Origin of the sequence: Clostridioides sp. ZZV14-6154 (assembly GCF_020657785.1) — a bacterium.
GTDB lineage: Bacteria > Bacillota > Clostridia > Peptostreptococcales > Peptostreptococcaceae > Clostridioides.
This window is the reverse complement of the sequence record NZ_JAGWCY010000001.1, coordinates 316,606-334,406: the sequence shown is the minus strand read 5'-3', so window position 1 is coordinate 334,406 and position 17,801 is coordinate 316,606. Positions and strand designations below refer to the sequence as shown.

General features: G+C 29.3%; 21 protein-coding genes. 18 read left to right on the top strand and 3 right to left on the bottom strand.

Translation table 11 applies throughout. The annotated features are described in order from the left end of the window. Positions 1 to 268: 268 nt before the first annotated feature. From KGF45_RS01550 to KGF45_RS01540, 3 genes are read right to left on the bottom strand one after another with little or no spacing between them, the layout of a single operon-like run. Positions 269 to 1,069: an ABC transporter permease gene (locus KGF45_RS01550; RefSeq protein ID WP_227828066.1), complete on the bottom strand. Its 801-nt coding sequence runs from the start codon at positions 1,067 to 1,069 to the stop codon at positions 269 to 271. Next, entirely contained in the window at positions 1,059 to 1,250 is a 192-nt protein-coding gene (locus tag KGF45_RS01545) for a hypothetical protein (protein WP_255287799.1), read from the bottom strand. Before KGF45_RS01545 ends, KGF45_RS01550 begins: the two co-directional genes overlap by 11 nt. Before the next feature lie 17 nt (positions 1,251 to 1,267). After that, complete coding sequence (locus tag KGF45_RS01540; protein WP_227828065.1) at positions 1,268 to 2,863, bottom strand: recombinase family protein; 1,596 nt, start codon at positions 2,861 to 2,863, stop codon at positions 1,268 to 1,270. Between the two features lie 352 nt (positions 2,864 to 3,215). Between KGF45_RS01540 and KGF45_RS01535 the strand changes: the two genes are divergently transcribed. The 18 genes from KGF45_RS01535 to KGF45_RS19995 all read left to right on the top strand — a co-directional run bounded on the left by KGF45_RS01535 (position 3,216) and on the right by KGF45_RS19995 (position 17,798). Then, positions 3,216 to 3,392 carry a hypothetical protein gene (locus tag KGF45_RS01535; RefSeq protein WP_227828064.1) on the top strand — a complete coding sequence of 59 codons (177 nt, stop codon included), beginning with the start codon at positions 3,216 to 3,218 and terminating at the stop codon, positions 3,390 to 3,392. A gap of 218 nt (positions 3,393 to 3,610) precedes the next feature. Beyond that, positions 3,611 to 4,741: a 1-propanol dehydrogenase PduQ gene (locus KGF45_RS01530; RefSeq protein ID WP_227828063.1), complete on the top strand. Its 1,131-nt coding sequence runs from the start codon at positions 3,611 to 3,613 to the stop codon at positions 4,739 to 4,741. Positions 4,742 to 4,982: 241 nt separating this feature from the next. Beyond that, positions 4,983 to 5,333, top strand: coding sequence for a BMC domain-containing protein (locus KGF45_RS01525; protein WP_169466896.1), 351 nt, complete (start codon positions 4,983 to 4,985; stop codon positions 5,331 to 5,333). 7 nt (positions 5,334 to 5,340) lie between these two features. Beyond that, positions 5,341 to 5,790: a EutP/PduV family microcompartment system protein gene (locus KGF45_RS01520; RefSeq protein WP_227828062.1), complete on the top strand. Its 450-nt coding sequence runs from the start codon at positions 5,341 to 5,343 to the stop codon at positions 5,788 to 5,790. Between the two features lie 145 nt (positions 5,791 to 5,935). Further along, positions 5,936 to 6,511: a response regulator gene (locus KGF45_RS01515; protein WP_227828061.1), complete on the top strand. Its 576-nt coding sequence runs from the start codon at positions 5,936 to 5,938 to the stop codon at positions 6,509 to 6,511. Then, positions 6,504 to 7,901, top strand: a complete 1,398-nt coding sequence (locus tag KGF45_RS01510; protein WP_227828060.1) for a histidine kinase N-terminal domain-containing protein — start codon at positions 6,504 to 6,506, stop codon at positions 7,899 to 7,901. The genes KGF45_RS01515 and KGF45_RS01510 overlap by 8 nt, the downstream gene beginning before the upstream one ends. Positions 7,902 to 8,093: 192 nt before the next feature. Next, the gene (gene eutA, locus KGF45_RS01505) at positions 8,094 to 9,527 is read left to right on the top strand and encodes an ethanolamine ammonia-lyase reactivating factor EutA (RefSeq protein ID WP_227841655.1); all 1,434 of its coding nucleotides are present in this window, start codon (positions 8,094 to 8,096) and stop codon (positions 9,525 to 9,527) included. Positions 9,528 to 9,544: 17 nt separating this feature from the next. Further along, complete coding sequence (locus KGF45_RS01500; RefSeq protein WP_227841654.1) at positions 9,545 to 10,909, top strand: ethanolamine ammonia-lyase subunit EutB; 1,365 nt, start codon at positions 9,545 to 9,547, stop codon at positions 10,907 to 10,909. A gap of 12 nt (positions 10,910 to 10,921) precedes the next feature. Beyond that, positions 10,922 to 11,803, top strand: coding sequence for an ethanolamine ammonia-lyase subunit EutC (eutC, locus tag KGF45_RS01495; RefSeq protein ID WP_227828057.1), 882 nt, complete (start codon positions 10,922 to 10,924; stop codon positions 11,801 to 11,803). A gap of 19 nt (positions 11,804 to 11,822) precedes the next feature. Further along, complete coding sequence (gene eutL, locus KGF45_RS01490; RefSeq protein WP_003423987.1) at positions 11,823 to 12,476, top strand: ethanolamine utilization microcompartment protein EutL; 654 nt, start codon at positions 11,823 to 11,825, stop codon at positions 12,474 to 12,476. A 9-nt stretch (positions 12,477 to 12,485) separates the two neighbouring features. Further along, positions 12,486 to 13,193, top strand: coding sequence for a BMC domain-containing protein (locus KGF45_RS01485; protein ID WP_227841653.1), 708 nt, complete (start codon positions 12,486 to 12,488; stop codon positions 13,191 to 13,193). A 2-nt stretch (positions 13,194 to 13,195) separates the two neighbouring features. After that, positions 13,196 to 14,665: an acetaldehyde dehydrogenase (acetylating) gene (locus KGF45_RS01480; RefSeq protein ID WP_227841652.1), complete on the top strand. Its 1,470-nt coding sequence runs from the start codon at positions 13,196 to 13,198 to the stop codon at positions 14,663 to 14,665. Between the two features lie 79 nt (positions 14,666 to 14,744). Continuing rightward, positions 14,745 to 15,032, top strand: coding sequence for an ethanolamine utilization microcompartment protein EutM (gene eutM / locus KGF45_RS01475; protein ID WP_003428692.1), 288 nt, complete (start codon positions 14,745 to 14,747; stop codon positions 15,030 to 15,032). A 126-nt stretch (positions 15,033 to 15,158) separates the two neighbouring features. Then, complete coding sequence (locus tag KGF45_RS01470) at positions 15,159 to 15,920, top strand: cobalamin adenosyltransferase (RefSeq protein WP_227828054.1); 762 nt, start codon at positions 15,159 to 15,161, stop codon at positions 15,918 to 15,920. Positions 15,921 to 15,932: 12 nt separating this feature from the next. Further along, the gene (gene eutD, locus KGF45_RS01465; RefSeq protein WP_227841651.1) at positions 15,933 to 16,562 is read left to right on the top strand and encodes an ethanolamine utilization phosphate acetyltransferase EutD; all 630 of its coding nucleotides are present in this window, start codon (positions 15,933 to 15,935) and stop codon (positions 16,560 to 16,562) included. Between the two features lie 107 nt (positions 16,563 to 16,669). Further along, positions 16,670 to 17,395, top strand: coding sequence for a TIGR02536 family ethanolamine utilization protein (locus tag KGF45_RS01460; protein ID WP_227841650.1), 726 nt, complete (start codon positions 16,670 to 16,672; stop codon positions 17,393 to 17,395). 12 nt (positions 17,396 to 17,407) lie between these two features. Next, on the top strand, positions 17,408 to 17,680 hold the full coding sequence (locus tag KGF45_RS01455; protein WP_227828051.1) for a EutN/CcmL family microcompartment protein: 273 nt from the start codon (positions 17,408 to 17,410) through the stop codon (positions 17,678 to 17,680). Next, positions 17,673 to 17,798 carry a hypothetical protein gene (locus KGF45_RS19995; protein ID WP_255287800.1) on the top strand — a complete coding sequence of 42 codons (126 nt, stop codon included), beginning with the start codon at positions 17,673 to 17,675 and terminating at the stop codon, positions 17,796 to 17,798. Before KGF45_RS01455 ends, KGF45_RS19995 begins: the two co-directional genes overlap by 8 nt. Positions 17,799 to 17,801 lie beyond the last annotated feature (3 nt).

The following is a 17,801-nucleotide window of genomic DNA, read 5'->3' as shown; positions in this document are numbered from 1 at the left end:
TATGACACATTTCCAGATATTATAGAAAGATGAATTGTACTATTGGATTTAGTGTATAAAATCAGTGAAAATCTAACTTGTTTTACTTATTTTATACACTAAAAACTGTAGGTAAATTTGTTTTATATTTCTCACAAATATTCCTACAGTTTCAAATATTAAAGTTATACAGTTATAATTTTTTGATTGTACAATTAAAGTGCTTCTAAAAAACTATCCTATAGTATAAATACTAGGATGATTAAATTTACTAAATAAGATTTTTTATTTATCTAGAATTGTATATTTTTTCGATAATGTTGACTACAGCATACATTGCCCATGCACAAATAGCTAATACAAATACACCCATCATTACCAAATCTAGCTTAAATACTTGACTACCATAAACTATCAAGTATCCTATTCCATATCTTGATACCAAAAATTCTCCTACTATAACACCTACCCAAGCCATACCAATATTAATCTTAGTTAAGTTTATTAAATTTCCTGTATTTGCAGGTAATATAAGTTTAAATAGGATTTGTGATTTGCTAGCTCCAAAGCTCTTTAACATCTTAATTTTTTCTTCATCTATATTAATAAAGTAATTATAGGCTGAAAGTATGGTAACAACAACAGAAATAGTTACAGCTGTTACTACAATTCCTTCTATTCCAGCACCAACCCAAACTATAATTATAGGAGCTAAAGCAGTCTTAGGAAGAGCATTTAAAACTACCAAAAATGGGTCTAATATTTTTGATAATTTTTCTGACCACCAAAGAGCAATTGCTACTAGAATACCTAAAACAGTTCCTATAACAAGACCAAGAACTGTTTCATATACAGATACTCCAATATGTTTAAATAGTTGGCCACTAGATGCATATTGAATAAACAAATTGTAAATATCACTTGGTTTACTGAATAGAAAAGTATTTATAACATTTAAATCAGCTAAAATCTCCCAAATTATAATAAAACCAATTAAAATTAATAGTTGATAAAATAATACATTTCTTTTTTCTCTTTTTACACCTTTAATATAGTTTATATATCCTTCAGATCTTTTATTAAGCCTCATGTGTATCTAGCTCCTTCCATAATATGTCGAAATACTTTTGAAAATCGGGAACTTTACGTGTTTTGAGAGGCGTTTTTGTTCCATCCATATTAAGTTCAATGTCATAAATATTTTTTATAGTAGCTGGTCTTTTAGATAGTATTGCAACTTTATCTGATATGCTTATTGCTTCTGCCATCACTACAGAAGTGCGACCTATCAGACAACAGAAACTAAGTCATCCATGTCAGCACCCATATAAACAATACTAAGAGTACCACTAGAACTATCCCAAACTATAGAATCAACAAGAGTAGAAAGCAATAACTTCTTATTATCCAGATTAGCATTATCAACCATATCATTAAACTTTTCTAAATTACTAACAACAATATCTAAATTAACACTGGCATTTTTAATATCAACACTTTTATCTTCTAAGTTTCTAAACCTAATCCTTAATTCTTCAATTTCATTATTTAAACTTTCAATCTGAGAGATAATATAATCAGAAGCAACACTACCAGTATTTTTAGCAAGCTCCATAACCAAATTCCCAATGCTCTTTTCCTTATCCTCAATAGAATTCCTAAATAAATCAATCTCATTTTTAACGCTATTTGATACATCATCAACTTTAATCTTATTTTCATGAAAAGCATCTATAATAGATTCAACATTACAATTTTTAATTCTTTCAATAATAATATCTTCAACTAAAGGCCCATTAAGATTTTTACAATTACAGGCATCAACACCGAGATTCTTTTTAGTACCACATACATAATAATACTTTAATTCTTCATCAGTTCGTTTACCTTTATAAGTAATTCTCATATTAGAACCACACTTAGAACATTTTAAAAGTCCTGATAATAAAGCAACTTTACCAGTAGCAGTTCTTGGACTCTTATCACGATTAGCATCAAGTAAACCTTGAACTTCAAGCCAAGTAGTAGAATCTATAATTCCTTTATGTTTAGCAATAGCTGCTATAGGTGTAGATGTATTTTTAGCATAAGTAAGTATTCCACATTCATTATCAGGAGTACCGATAACTTCCATATTGTTATTTCTAAGATATTCTACAACAACATCATTAGCTTTCACATAAGCAGGACTTCTAAGTATACCAGATAATGAACTAGGGTCAAATTTACCACCACGAGGACCCTTTATTCCATTGTGATAAACATATTTGTATAATTGAGATAGAGACCTAAGTTCTAGATACTTAGCATAAACTATTTTAACAACTTCCATTTCACCATCACTAACTTCTAACTGATACATGCTTCTTTCTTTTAGGTTTTCATCTAAGTATTTAATCTTTTTACTGCTAAATCCATGAGGAGTTTTGCCACCTAGCCATCTTCCAGTACGAGCAAGTTCATACATATTATCTTTTATACGTTCAGCTATTGTTTCTCTTTCAAGCTGTGCAAATACACTAGATATAAACATCATAGCTCTTCCCATTGGGGTAGAAGTGTCAAATTGCTCTTTGATAGATATAAAAGATATATCTAGTTTATTTAGTTTTTCTATTAAAGTAGAGAAGTCAGATACATTTCTTGATATTCTATCTAATCTATAGCACACAAGATAATCAAACTTTTTTGCTTTCGCATCTTGCATCATTTTCTTAAATTGAGGTCTATCTATATTACCACCGCTAAAGCCTTCATCTTCATATATTAAAAAATCTTTTATACCAACAGACTTAGCATAGTCCATACATAGTTGTATTTGATTTTCTATAGATTCACCTTTACCAGTAAACTTTGATTTTCTTGAATAAATTGCAGCTTTCAAAATTAAAACCTCCTATAAGTTAGGTAGTTATTTATATTGTATTCAATGCTAAAAAAATACCATAACTTTTAACAATATCATAAATCTATTCTTTATAATATATGACTATTTATTTCTTTTATTTCTTTGCTTTTTAAATTCTAAATCAGTTTTATCAGTCTCTTAGATTTTACTTCTATATCACGAAAAATCTAGTAAATAATCAGCAGATACATTAAATTTAGTACTTAGTTGTATCAGGACAAATCTATAACTTCATAAACTAATATAAAAAGTTATAATCTAAATGATTTTATAAGGAAGAATTTTTAAAATTAAGCCTTATAGCAAAAACTTTGTAGGAGGTTTGTGTATGGAAATCAAAGTTATAGAGATTTTTCCTAAAGATGAGGCTAAACTTAATGAAATAGAAATGGCTAAAGCTAGATGGTTTGTAAATATAGTAAGCAAAAAATATTCTAAAGAAGTTTTGGATAAAGCTTTTAATACTTTAGAAGAAGACTTAAAAGTAAGTAAAACTGATGCATAAATTTCGATTATTGATTTAGAAAATTAAAGATTAAATATAAAAAAGAGATATACAAATGAGAAAATATCTAGATGTATTTTATATACTATTAACTTGACATTAGATTAATCAAATAGTATATTTTAATATAACACAATGAAGTGTTAAAAGAGCAAAGGAGCTCCATAGATTTTATCTATGGAGCTTTTTTGTGCATTGAATTTAAGGAGGAGATAAATTTGAATAACTTTGAAATTAAAACCAAAATAAAATTTGGAGAAGGAGCATTAAAAGCACTACAAGAATTAAAAGATAAACATGTATTAATAATAACAGACCCATTTATGGTTAAATCAAAAACAATAGATAAAATAACATTTAACTTAATAAATTCAACATATCAAGTTTTTGAAGAAATAGTACCAGACCCACCAATAGAAACAATAGTAGCAGGAGTAGAAAAATTTAAATCTATGAATCCAGATATAATAATAGCATTAGGAGGAGGTTCTGCTATAGATGCTGCAAAATCTATAATGGATTTTTCTAAAAAAATATTAAATGCTAATGATATAGAATTTATAGCAATACCAACAACAAGTGGAACAGGTTCAGAAGTAACATCATTTTCTGTAATAACAGATAATCAAAAAGGGTGTAAATATCCATTAGTAAGTGATGATTTACTTCCAAATATGGCAATACTAGACCCAGAACTTGTAAAAACTGTACCAAATTTTATAACAGCAGATACAGGTATAGATGTATTAACACATGCAATAGAGGCTTATGTATCCACAAATGCTAATGATTTTTCTGATGCACTTGCTGAAAAAGCTATAAAATTAGTATTTAAGTATTTATTAAAAGCATACAAAGATGGAAATGATATAGAAGCTAGAGAAAAAATGCACAATGCATCTTGTTTAGCAGGTATGGCATTTAACCAAACATCACTTGGTATAAATCATTCTATAGCGCATGTATTAGGCGGAAAATTTCATATACCACATGGAAGAACAAACTCAATATTACTTCCACATGTTATAGAATATAATTCATCAATAATAGGATATACCAACATAGCTTACTCAGATACAGCTATAAAATATGCACAAATAGCAGAATTAGTAGGGTTTGGTAATGGTAATATAAGAATAGCTGTTAAAAACTTAGTAAATGAAATAAAGAAACTGCAAAAAGAAATGAATATGCCAACTAAATTGACACAGTGTAAATTAAGTCTAGAAGATATAATTAATGAAGAGAGAGAAATAGCAAGGCTTGCCATAAAAGATACTTGTACATTAACCAACCCTAAGGTACCAACTGAAGAGGATATAATAAACATATTAAATAATATTAAATAACTACATTTTATTACATGTAAACATAATATTATACAAATAGGGAAAATGTTTTTAAAAATATAAATTATATATTGACAAATATAAAGCAGAAAACTATAATAAAGGTATCACAAAGGTGTGATATTTTAGTAAAAAAGCAATGGAGCTTCTTAGGAATATTAATATTATTCTTATGGAGCTCCTTTTATTTTTAGCAAGTAATTTTTTAATAAACTATACTTAAAGAAAGCAGGGAATAAATTTGGCTGAAGAATCTAAGCAAAGAGTTATTCAAGAATATGTTCCTGGAAAACAGGTTACATTGGCACATATAATAGCCAATCCTAATGAAGATATATATAAGAAATTAGGATTAGTGCTTGATAAAAAAGATGCGATAGGAATACTCACAATAACACCAAGTGAAGCATCAATAATAGCAGCAGATGTTGCTACAAAATCTTCAAATGTATCTTTGGGGTTTATAGATAGATTTAGTGGTTCTGTAGTAATATCAGGTGATGTAAGTTCTGTAGAATCAGCATTAAATGATGTTTTAGAAGTTTTAGGAAATATGTTGAACTTCTCATCTACTAAAATAACAAGGACATAATAATACAATGAAAAATATAATTTTTATGGGAAAAACAGGAAGTGGTAAAACCACTTTGTGCCAAAAACTAGACCAATTGGAATTGAAATACAAGAAAACCCAATCAGTAGAACTTTACAATGATGCAATAGACACTCCAGGTGAATATATGGAAAATAGAAGCTTGTACAATGCATTGATAACAACATCTGTAGATGCAAAAATTATAGCAATAGTATATGATGCTACACAAGAAGAAAATTATATAGCACCAGGATTTGCAAGTATGTTTTGTAAAGATGTAATAGGAATTATAACCAAAATAAATATGTCTACTGAAGATGAAATTAATATAGCTTATGAACGATTATCACTAGCAGGAGCAAGTCAAATATTTAAAATAGATACAATTGATGGTATAGGACTTGAAAAATTGTTTGAATATCTAGAAAAATCTAAAAAAATAGACGAAATTTAGGGGAAAATATTTTTTTAACTCAAAAATATGATAGAATTAAATTAAACAGAGAGTTAAATAAAATATAAATTTAGCATTTTATAAAAACATAAAAATATATATAAAACTATTTTAAGAAGATTTAATCTTTAAGTGAGGTAGGAACATGGGGAAAAAAATACTATTGGTTGATGATGAACCACTGTTAAGGATGGATATAAAAGATGTCCTAGAAAATAATGGTTATGAAATAATAGGAGAAGCATGCGATGGGTTTGAAGCTGTTGAAATGTGTAAAAAACATAAGCCTGATTTAGTTATAATGGATATAGAAATGCCAATTCTTGATGGTATAAAGGCAGGTAAAATAATATGTAAGGAAAATCTAGCAGGTGGAGTACTTTTATTAACTTCATTTGAAGATAAAGAATACATAGAAAAAGCTAAAAGTATAGGTGCTTATGGATATTTAGTAAAGACAGCAAGTGAAAAATCACTTATACCAACTATAGAAATGTGTTTAAATAAAGTAAATGAATTTGAAAGAATGAAAAAAGATTTAGAGAAAGTAAATTCTAAATTAAATGAAAGAAAGTTAATAGAAAGAGCAAAAGGTATACTTATAAGAGAGTTTAAAGTTTCTGAGGATGAAGCATACAATATAATAAGAAAATTAAGTATGGATAAAAGAACTTCAATGATGGAAATTGCTAAAATGATTATAATAGGGTACGATGATTAATACGATAAAAAAAATAGCAATTACACAAACATACTTAAATAAAAATGAAATTGAAAAAATTATAGAAGTATCAAAATCCTTAGATTTAATGGCTAACTTTTATGAGGCTGATGTTTTTATAGATGTATTAAGTAAATGTGATGATGAAGCAATTGTGGTGGCACATGGTAGACCTAAAGAAAAGTCATTATACTGTGAAAATGTTATAGGAAAAAAAGCTCTAATTGAAAATGAACCAGGAGTTATAAAGTGCTTAAAGACTGGAGAAAGAGCACGAGATATTAAGGCTTTAACACAAGAATATAAACTGGTTAAACAGAATATTCAACCAATAACATTGGATGACAAAATTCTAGCAGTATTAATAGTTGAAAAAGATATAAGTAGTGAAGTTAAAAATGAGTTTGACACTAACGAAGATGAAGAAAATAAAAATTCACATCAGTTTATAAAATTGATAGAAAATAATGACTTTTTAGTTGATAATTTAAATTCTGCTATACTTATATTTGATAAAAATGGAAAGCTGAAAATTAAAAATCGTATTGCAACTGACATGTATAAAAGTATTGGGTTTGAATGTGATATACAAGATATGCATTACAACGATTTATACATAGAGCATACAGTGTTTGAAGATATATTGATAGATGAGAATTATGATGAAACAAATGAAGTTTCAATAGGTAATATGTTTTTTAAAATAAAAACCATATACATCAAAGATGATGAATTTAAGGTTTGTAAAATAGTACAAGATATAAGTGATTTAAAACGAAAAGAAGAAGAACTAATTTTAAAAACAGTAGCTATAAGAGAAACTCATCATAGAGTAAAAAACAATCTTCATACAGTAATATCTATAATAAAAAAACAAAGTAGATTGTCTCAAAACGAGGAAGTTAAACAATGTCTAGATAATATAACAAATAGAGTGTTTGCAATTCTTTCAACTCATTACTTATTATCTAAGGAAATCGATAATAATATATCTATATTAGAAGGTATAAATTTATTAGTATCAAATATTCAAGGTGGATATCTGTTTAATAAAGATATCGATATATGTATAACAGGTGAAGACTTTAAAATTAGTGGAGAAAAAGCAACAGCCATACTTTTAGTTATAAATGAAGTACTACAAAACTGTTATGACCATGCTTTCAAGAATAGAGAACGTGGTAATATACAGATATTAGTAAATAAAGATAATGGTTTGAGAAATATCGCTATTATAGATGATGGAATTGGATTTGATAGTGATAATATAAATAAAAATAGTTTAGGAACATATATAATAGATAGTTATATAACTCAAATGCTAAAAGGAAGTATAAAAAGAAAGAGCAGTAAAAATGGAACCGAAGTGTTAATTACTATACCTACATAAATTAATATTAGATAATAACTCATCTACAAAGTAGTAGTTTTAATTGAGCAAAGAGGCTTAAAGTTATTAATAGATTAAGTTAATTAAATATATTTATAAAACTTATAAATATATTTGATTTAACAAATATTTATTATAGCTTTAAGCCTCTTTGCTTGTTTAAGACATACTTAAATTTTAGGAGGTGAGAAAATGAGAGAAGAATTATTAAGTGTTGGTATTGACATTGGGACAAGTACTACTCAATTGATTTTTTCTAAATTAATAGTAGAAAATACTGAATCAAATTTTTCGGTACCTAGGATAAGTATAGTAGACAAGGAAATTATTTATAAAAGTAAAGTTTATTTTACTCCTCTTATTTCAAACAAAGAAATAAATGGACAACAAATAAAAGAAATAGTTGAAAATGAATATAAAAAAGCAAATATATCTAAAGTAGATATACATACAGGAGCAGTAATAATAACTGGTGAAACAGCTAGAAAAGAAAATGCAAATGATGTACTTCATACTTTAAGTGGATTTGCTGGAGACTTTGTCGTTGCAACAGCAGGACCTGATTTAGAAAGTATAATATCAGGAAAAGGAGCAGGGGCTCATATTTATTCAAAAGAACATTCAACTACAATTGTAAATATAGACATAGGTGGGGGAACTAGTAACATAGCTTCATTTAAAAGGGGAGAAGTAACTGATACTGGGTGTTTGGATATAGGTGGAAGGCTTATAAAGGTAGATAAAGCAAGTAAGAAGATAACTTATATTTCGCCTAAAATAGATAAAATCATAAAAGATAATAACTTAAATCTTCAAGTAGGAACTGTAGCTACAATAGAAAATACAAAACCAATAGTTAATATAATGGTTAATTTATTAATGGAAAGTATAGGATTAAAATCTCAAACGCCTTTATTTGATTTTATAATAACTAATAAGTCGATAAGTATAGATGAAAAAATTAAAAATGTTTCATTCTCAGGTGGAGTAGCAGATTATATTTACTACAATGGAGAAGTAAAGGATTATTTTGAATATGGTGATTTGGGAATTTTACTTGGGCAAGCAGTAAAAAATTGCGAATACCTTAAAAAAGTAAATGTAGTCAAATCAATAGAAACAATAAGAGCAACAGTGGTTGGTGCAGGTTCTCACACTACTGAAGTAAGTGGAAGTACAATAACCTACACTAGTGAGTCATTCCCAATTAAAAATTTACCAGTTTTAAAATTATCAGTTGATGAAGAGATTGGTACTTCAAAACAAATTAGTGAATCCATAGAAAATAAACTTAACTGGTTTAAATTGGAAAATGATTTACAGAAAGTTGCTATAGCTATGATAGGCAAGAAAAATCCTACTTTTTTAGATATACAAGAGTATGCTAAAGGATTTGTAGATGGAATGAAACAAATTATAGAAAATAATTTGCCTTTTGTGGTAATCGTTGAAAATGATATGGCAAAGGTGCTAGGTCAAGCAATATATGCATTATTGAACTATAAAAAAGATATTGTTTGTATTGATAGTGTAAAGGTTGAAAATGGAGATTATATTGACATTGGAAAACCTATAGTTGAAGGTAAGGTTTTACCTGTGGTAATAAAAACATTAGTTTTTAATTAATAGAAGGGGGTAAGTAAATGATTTTAAAGACAAAATTATTTGGACGTACTTATCAGTTTAAAGGCTTATATGATGTAATGGCTAAAGCTAATGAAGAAAAATCAGGAGATAAATTAGCAGATCTTGCAGCACAATCAGCTGAAGAAAGGATAGCAGCAAAAGTTGTTTTATCACATATAAAACTAGAGGATATAAGAAATAATCCTGCAGTAGCATATGAAGAAGATGAAGTAACAAGAATAATACAAGATGCTGTAAATGAAAAAGTTTATGCAGAAATAAAGGACTGGACAGTATCTGAACTTAGAGAATGGTTATTAGATTCAAATACTACAAGTGCTGATATAAGAAGAATATCAAGAGGGTTAACTTCTGAGATTATCGCAGCAGTTGCAAAACTAATGTCAAATATGGACTTAGTTTATGCTGCTAAGAAGATAAAGGTTACAGCCCACTGTAATACAACTATAGGAGAACATGGAACATTATCAGCAAGACTTCAACCTAATCATCCAACAGATGACCCAGATGGAATACTTGCATCGCTTCTTGAAGGTCTAACTTTTGGTATAGGAGATGCAGTGCTTGGATTAAACCCAGTTGATGACTCGGTTGAAAGTGTTACTAAAGTATTAAAAAGATTTGAAGAGGTAAAGCAAAAATATCAAATACCAACTCAAACATGTGTATTAGCCCATGTTACTACACAAATGGAAGCGATAAGAAATGGTGCTCCTGCAGATTTAATATTCCAATCTATAGCAGGTTCTGAAAAAGGAAATGAAGCATTTGGATTCAATGGCGATACTATAGAAGAAGCTAGACAATTAGCTTTAAAACACGGAACAGCTACAGGACCTAATGTCATGTATTTTGAAACTGGACAAGGTTCAGAATTATCTTCAGAAGCACATCATGGAATAGACCAGGTTACTATGGAAGCTAGATGCTATGGATTTGCTAAAAAGTATGAACCATTCTTAGTAAATACAGTTGTTGGATTTATAGGACCAGAATATTTATATGATGCTAGAGAAGTTGTAAGAGCAGGACTTGAAGACCATTTTATGGGTAAATTACATGGATTACCAATGGGTGTTGATGTTTGCTACACTAACCATATGAAAGCTGACCAAAATGATATGGAAAACTTAGCTATATTACTAACAACAGCAGGATGTACATACTTTATGGGAATACCTCATGGAGATGATGTTATGCTTAACTATCAAACAACAGGATACCATGAAACAGCATCACTTAGGGAAATGTTTGGACTAACAGCAATAAAAGAATTTGATGCTTGGATGGAAAAGATGGGATTCTCTAAAGATGGTAAATTAACAGATTTAGCGGGAGACGCATCTCTATTATTAGGATAGGAGGTATTTAGTATGAATGAGAAGGATTTAAAAGCATTAGTAGAACAGTTAGTTGGACAAATGGTTGGAGAATTAGATACTAATGTTGTATCTGAAACTGTTAAAAAAGTGACTGAAGTTGTAATAGATAATGATGCTTGTATAGATGACATAACAGAAGTTGATATAAGAAAGCAATTACTAGTAAAAAATCCAAAGGACGCAGAAGCTTATTTAGATATAAAGTCTAAAACGCCTGCAAGAATAGGTATAGGAAGAGCTGGTACTAGATATAAAACAGAAACAGTTTTAAGATTTAGAGCAGACCATGCTGCTGCACAAGATGCTGTTTTCTCTTATGTAGATGAAGAATTTATAAAAGAAAACAATATGTTTGCAGTAGAAACTTTATGTAGTGATAAAGATGAATACTTAACAAGACCAGATTTAGGAAGAAAATTCTCTCCAGAAACTATAAATAATATAAAATCTAAACTTGGAACAAATCAAAGGGTTTTGATGTTAGTAGGAGACGGGCTTAGTTCAGCAGCTATAGAAGCAAACTTAAAAGACTGCGTGCCAGCTATAAAACAAGGTCTAAAAATGTACGGAATAGATTCAAGTGAAATTTTATTTGTTAAACATTGTAGAGTTGGTGCTATGGACCACTTAGGTGAAGAATTAGGTTGTGAAGTTATATGTATGTTGGTTGGAGAAAGACCAGGATTAGTTACTGCTGAATCAATGTCAGCATATATAGCATATAAGCCATATATAGGAATGGCAGAAGCAAAGAGAACAGTTATATCAAACATTCACAAAGGTGGAACAACTGCAGTTGAAGCAGGTGCTCATATAGCTGAACTTATAAAAACTATGTTAGATAAAAAAGCTTCAGGAATAGACCTTAAATAAAGTCGAGGGAGTGTAGAATATGAAAAACGATGTAATTCGTCCTAATATATTAGGAATTAAGATAATTTCAAATATAAGTCCAGAAATGGCACAAAAACTAGAACTAAAATCACATCACAAAAGTTTAGGTTTAATAACTGCAGACTGTGATGATGTTACATACACAGCTCTTGATGAAGCAACTAAAGCTTCAGAAGTTGATGTTGTGTATGCAAAATCAATGTATGCAGGTGCTGCAAATGCTTCAACAAAGCTTGCTGGTGAAGTACTAGGGATAATAGCAGGACCAAGTCCAGCAGAAGTAAGAAGTGGTCTAAATGCAGTAGTTGATTTTCTAGAATATGGAGCAACTTTTATAAGTGCAAATGATGATGATTCAATAGCATATTATGCTCACTGTGTATCAAGAACAGGTACATACCTTTCAGAAGTAGCAGGAATAAGAGAAGGTGAGGCATTAGCTTATTTAGTAGCACCGCCACTTGAAGCAATGTATGCGCTGGATGCAGCAATGAAGGCAGCAGATGTTAAGATGTGCGAATTATTTGCACCTCCAACTGAAACAAACTTTGGTGGAGCATTACTTACAGGCTCTCAATCGGCCTGTAAAGCAGCATGTGATGCATTTGCAGAAGCAGTAAAATCAGTTGCAGATAATCCAACAGGATTCTAGGATAATTAAATGGATGCTGTAGGCTTAATAGAAGTAATAGGATATGTTGCTGCAATCGAAGCTTCTGATGCTTGTTTAAAATCTGCAAATGTTAATATCTTAGAAATTGATAAGGTTGGAGCAGGCATTGTTACTTTAACAATATGTGGAGATGTTGGTGCTGTTAAATCAGCTCTAGAAGCAGGTGAAATAGCAGTTTCTAGAATTGGTACATTAAGAGCATCACATATTATACCAAGAATACATAATGAAGTAACCGATGCTTTATTTAAAAATAAAGAACCTAAAGTCTGTGAAGTTTCAGAAGATACAGAGGAAAACTTTGAAATTACATTAGAAATAACTGATAATGTATCGAAAAATTTATCGGAAAAAGATAATGTAATTTTAGATGGCACTGAAAATAGTGAAAATAATAATGAAAAACTATATAGTGATATAAATAAAATTAACAAAGAAATTGAAGTAGTTGATGATAGTTTAACAGAAACTAATGAGGAAAAAATAGAAAATACTAATGATAATAAAGAAATATTAGAACAAGTCAAAATAGAAAATTCTGATTTTGATAGAGATGATTTATCAAAGAACAGCGTGAAAAAACTTAAAGCTATGGCTAAGAAATTAGACTCTTCAATAACTTATAAAGATTTAAATGTTCTTAAAAAAGAAGAATTGATAAACTTAGTTAAAAAGCTTAGCAGAGGGGATAGATAGTTATGACACTTTTAGATAAAGATTTGGTATCTATACAAGAAGTCAGAACTCTTGTAAAAAGAGCTAAAGTGGCTCAAGAGAAACTTTCTAAAATGAGCCAAGAGCAAATAGATAAAATAGTAAAAGCTGTTGCAAATGCAGCATTTAATAATGCTACTAAATTAGCTAAAATGGCAAATGAAGAAACTGGATTTGGAAAATGGGAAGATAAAGTAATTAAAAATACTTTTGCATCTATGGGAGTTTATGAAACTCTAAAAGATACAAAAACTATTGGCATAATTGGTGAAGATAAAGAAGCAAATACGATAGATATAGCTATACCAGTTGGAGTTGTGGCAGGTCTTATACCTTCAACAAACCCAACATCAACAGTAATATACAAAACTATAATATCTTTAAAGGCAGGAAATACTATAGTTTTCTCTCCACATCCAAATGCAAAAAAATGCATACTTGAAACAGTTAATATAATAAGTGATGCAGCTATAAAAGCTGGAGCTCCAGAGGATTCAATATTATGTATAACTAATCCAAGTATAGTTGGAACTAATGAATTAATGAAACATAAAGATACAAACTTAATATTAGCAACTGGAGGAGAAGCAATGGTTAGAGCTGCTTACTCTTCAGGAACACCAGCTATCGGAGTTGGACCTGGAAATGGACCAGCATTTATAGATAAATCAGCAAATGTTAAGTTAGCAGTCAAAAGAATAATAGATTCTAAAACTTTTGATAATGGTGTTATATGTGCATCAGAACAATCTATAGTAATAGAAAAATCTATGGAAGAAACTGTTTTAAAAGAACTTAAAAATCAAGGTGCGTATATTTTAAATGAAAAAGAAAGTGAGAGATTAGCAAAATTCATATTGAGAGCTAATGGTACTATGAATCCACAAATAGTTGGTAAGAGTGTTGAGGTAATATCAAATTTAGCAGATTTAACAAATGTACCTAAAAATACAAAAGTTCTCGTTGCAAGAGAAAATAAAGTTGGTCATAATGTAGCCTATTCAAGAGAAAAACTTACGCCAATACTAGCGTTCTATGTTGAAGAAAATGTAGAGGCTATTATGAATAGATGTAGAGAAATATTAATAAATGAAGGTGCAGGTCATACCTTCTCAATGCATGCAAATGATGAAGAGTTGGTAAAGAGATTTGCTCTTAACATGCCAGTATCAAGAATACTTGTGAATACTCCTTCAGCACTTGGAGGAATAGGTGCATCAACAAACCTTGTGCCAGCACTAACACTTGGTTGTGGTGCAATAGGTGGAAGTTCAACTTCAAACAATGTAGGTCCACTTGATTTAATAAATGTTAAAAGAGTAGCTTATGGAATCAAAGAAATAGAAGAACTTGGAAGAGATACATCTCAAGTTGAAAAATCAATGTTTGACTCAATGGATAAAGAAGAATTAATAAATCTTCTAGTTCAAAGATTAGTCAAAGAACTAGCATAACTAAAACAAACAATGAAATTTATAGCTATAAATTTCTAAAAATAAAAACTATAAAATTAAATTTTTGGAGGATAAGATTATGGCAAGTACAAACGCATTAGGAATGATAGAAACTAAAGGATTAGTAGGAGCGATAGAGGCAGCAGATGCAATGGTTAAAGCTGCAAATGTACAATTAGTAGGAAAAGAACAAGTAGGTGGAGGATTAGTTACTGTAATGGTAAGAGGAGATGTTGGAGCTGTTAAAGCTGCTACAGATGCTGGAGCTGCAGCTGCTGAGAGAGTTGGAGAACTAATATCAGTTCATGTTATACCAAGACCACATTTTGAAGTAGATGCTATATTACCAAAAGTATCAGCTGAGTAATATAAAAGCAATTTTAAAATTCAAATTTTGATTAAAAAAGAGGCTATCTCAAAAATGAGTCTTACTAATAAACTCAATGTATTTTGAGGTAGCCTTTTTTATACATCTAATAGGAGATGTGATAAAATGGGTGTTTTAACAGAAAACGAAATAAAAAGAAAAATAGGAAAAAACAAAGGCAATGTAACTGAATTCTATATAGAAAAAGGACAAATAATAACTCCTTCTGCAAAATCTTATTTAACTGAGAGAAGTATTGAACTCAAATATATTGATAAGCTTTCAGATATAAATAATGAGCCCAAAGAAGTTATAAAAGAAGTAGTTAAAGAGAAAACATATAAATATACTACTGTATTTGGTGCTAAATTGGATGAAAAACCAGAACATATGACTCAATTAAATGGAAATCTTTTGGTTTTTAAAGACCATAAAAGAATAATACTAAGAGGTAAAATAGATTCTCTTGAATCAGAAATACTAAAAGCACAGATTCTTTGCCAAAAACTAGGTATGCCAAAGCTTGTTAAGGAATTACAAGAGGTATTAGACTTTGTAAGAAATATAATGAGATGTGAGGTTTTAGAGGAAAAACTAGAAGATTTTAAACTTTTAGGATTGACTCCACAAGAACTTAGAGAACAATCTCACTATCCTAAAAAATACTTTGGTATAGGACATGAGTTCCCAAGTTATGAAATGGGAGAAGTAGTAGTAGCTATAAATAGTATAAGAAGCAATACACGAGAGGTTGAACTTGCAGCTTACGAAGCATTTAAAGGTGAGTACGGAAATGTTCAAAGAGAAGATTTAATAAAGGCACTTAATAGATTATCGTCAGTATTTTGGATAATGATATATAAAGTTAGAACTAATAAATATAAGTAGTTGGAGGACGCAATGGAGAGTCTATTAAATGAAATAGTAGAAGAAGTAATAAATAGAGTTAAAAAAGAAGCATTCATAGAAGTTGAGGCATCAGGAAGACACGTTCACTTAAATAGAGAAGATGTAGATAAATTATTTGGTAAGGGATATACTCTTACAAAATTAAAAGACTTATCTCAACCAGGTCAATATGCTTGTAATGAAAGAGTCACAATAACTGGTCCTAAAGGAAGTATAAAAAATGTAGTTGTACTTGGGCCATGTAGAAATGAAACTCAGGTAGAAATATCTTTAACAGATGGTTCAACTCTTGGATTAAAAGCTCCTATAAAACAAAGTGGAGACTTAGAAGGTACTTTAAGTATTAAAATATCAACACAACATGGTGAAGTTGAACTTGATAAGGGGTTAATGGTTGCTAAAAGACATATACACATGACTCCTAAGGATGCTGAACAATTCAATGTATGTGATAAAGAAATAGTTGAAGCTAAGGTAATGGGTCAGAGACCTTTAACATTTGATGATGTAGTAATAAGAGTTAGTGACAGCTTTAAAACTTACATGCACATAGATTATGATGAAGCCAATGCATGTGGCTATTCAAAAGGGACTGTTGCTAAAATAATAAAGAAAGCATAAATTAATTTAACTTCTAATTTCATTTACTATATACAATGTTGGAAGTATTAAAAATACATAAAAGTATGAAAGATGAATATAGAAAATACCTCTAGGGAGGATTAAATATGAATTATGATGACCTTGTAAATCTAATAATAGAAGAAGTTTATAAAAAAATAAATAATAATGAATTGAAAGTATCTAGTAAACCTAAAGCTGTAATTGTATTTGAACAGGATAGTAGTAAATTTAACTTATTAAAAGATGAATTTGAAATAGTTGAATTTGATAGAAGTACAAAAGAGTGTGAAATAGTGATAGTTTCGAAACTTTGTATGAGAGGATTATCAAACATAGCACTTGGGAATTCAACAAGTGAAGAAGAAAGATTTATACTAAAAATGATTATGAAGCGTAAAAAAGTATATCTCTTAGATGAAGGAATTGAATACAAAAAATATAAGGATACTGCACCAAAAGCATTATATAAGAAGTTTATGTCCTTTGAAGATGAAATATGTAAATTTGGTGTAGAAATTATAAAAGACTTAAATACTATAAATAAAAATAAGTTAAGTATAAAAAGTGAAGTATCAAGTGCTATAGTTTCTAAAAAAGAAAATACAAAAGCTTTAAATAAAGATATAGAAAGTCTAAACAATGTAGAAAATATGAAGATAGATACTGAATTTAGTTTAGATTTAAGAAATAAAAAACTTATATCAGAAGCTGACTTAAGAAAACCAACTATAAATGGAGTTAAAAATATACTAGTTAATAAAAAAAGTATAATAACTCCATTAGCTGTAGATTTTATGAAAATACACCATCTCAAACTAAAGAAAGTGTAAGGAGGTAATTTTATGGATATAGGAAAAGTTGTAGGTAATGTTTGGGCCACAAGAAAAGATGAAAAATTATGTGGTCAAAAACTTTTAGTTGTAAAAATTTTAAAAACTAAAGACACATACAAGGAAGGCTTCATGGTTGCAGCCGATAATGCAGGAGCAGGAAATGAAGACTTAGTTCTTATATCCAAAGGTTCCTCAGCTAGAGAATCGATTGAAAAAGCTCATGTTCCAGTAGATGCAACGATAGTTGGAGTAGTCGATTCATTTGAAGTGTTTGATGAATAAAAGTATAGGCACTATAGAGTTTAAAAGTATAGATAAAGGTATAGAAGTTAAATTCACAATATATAAGACTGTAATATCATCAGTAGATAGTCAAATAATAAAAAATCTAATAAAATAATGG

What these genes read in the sequence shown, in the direction of transcription:
- KGF45_RS01550 (WP_227828066.1), bottom strand. Translation starts at nt 1,069, where the DNA reads ATGAGGCTTAATAAAAGATCTGAAGGATATATAAACTATATTAAAGGT.
- KGF45_RS01535 (WP_227828064.1), top strand. Translation starts at nt 3,216, where the DNA reads ATGGAAATCAAAGTTATAGAGATTTTTCCTAAAGATGAGGCTAAACTT.
- KGF45_RS01520 (WP_227828062.1), top strand. Translation starts at nt 5,341, where the DNA reads ATGAAAAATATAATTTTTATGGGAAAAACAGGAAGTGGTAAAACCACT.
- KGF45_RS01515 (WP_227828061.1), top strand. Translation starts at nt 5,936, where the DNA reads ATGGGGAAAAAAATACTATTGGTTGATGATGAACCACTGTTAAGGATG.
- KGF45_RS01510 (WP_227828060.1), top strand. Translation starts at nt 6,504, where the DNA reads ATGATTAATACGATAAAAAAAATAGCAATTACACAAACATACTTAAAT.
- eutA (WP_227841655.1), top strand. Translation starts at nt 8,094, where the DNA reads ATGAGAGAAGAATTATTAAGTGTTGGTATTGACATTGGGACAAGTACT.
- KGF45_RS01500 (WP_227841654.1), top strand. Translation starts at nt 9,545, where the DNA reads ATGATTTTAAAGACAAAATTATTTGGACGTACTTATCAGTTTAAAGGC.
- eutC (WP_227828057.1), top strand. Translation starts at nt 10,922, where the DNA reads ATGAATGAGAAGGATTTAAAAGCATTAGTAGAACAGTTAGTTGGACAA.
- eutL (WP_003423987.1), top strand. Translation starts at nt 11,823, where the DNA reads ATGAAAAACGATGTAATTCGTCCTAATATATTAGGAATTAAGATAATT.
- KGF45_RS01485 (WP_227841653.1), top strand. Translation starts at nt 12,486, where the DNA reads ATGGATGCTGTAGGCTTAATAGAAGTAATAGGATATGTTGCTGCAATC.
- KGF45_RS01480 (WP_227841652.1), top strand. Translation starts at nt 13,196, where the DNA reads ATGACACTTTTAGATAAAGATTTGGTATCTATACAAGAAGTCAGAACT.
- eutM (WP_003428692.1), top strand. Translation starts at nt 14,745, where the DNA reads ATGGCAAGTACAAACGCATTAGGAATGATAGAAACTAAAGGATTAGTA.
- KGF45_RS01470 (WP_227828054.1), top strand. Translation starts at nt 15,159, where the DNA reads ATGGGTGTTTTAACAGAAAACGAAATAAAAAGAAAAATAGGAAAAAAC.
- eutD (WP_227841651.1), top strand. Translation starts at nt 15,933, where the DNA reads ATGGAGAGTCTATTAAATGAAATAGTAGAAGAAGTAATAAATAGAGTT.
- KGF45_RS01460 (WP_227841650.1), top strand. Translation starts at nt 16,670, where the DNA reads ATGAATTATGATGACCTTGTAAATCTAATAATAGAAGAAGTTTATAAA.
- KGF45_RS01455 (WP_227828051.1), top strand. Translation starts at nt 17,408, where the DNA reads ATGGATATAGGAAAAGTTGTAGGTAATGTTTGGGCCACAAGAAAAGAT.
- KGF45_RS19995 (WP_255287800.1), top strand. Translation starts at nt 17,673, where the DNA reads ATGAATAAAAGTATAGGCACTATAGAGTTTAAAAGTATAGATAAAGGT.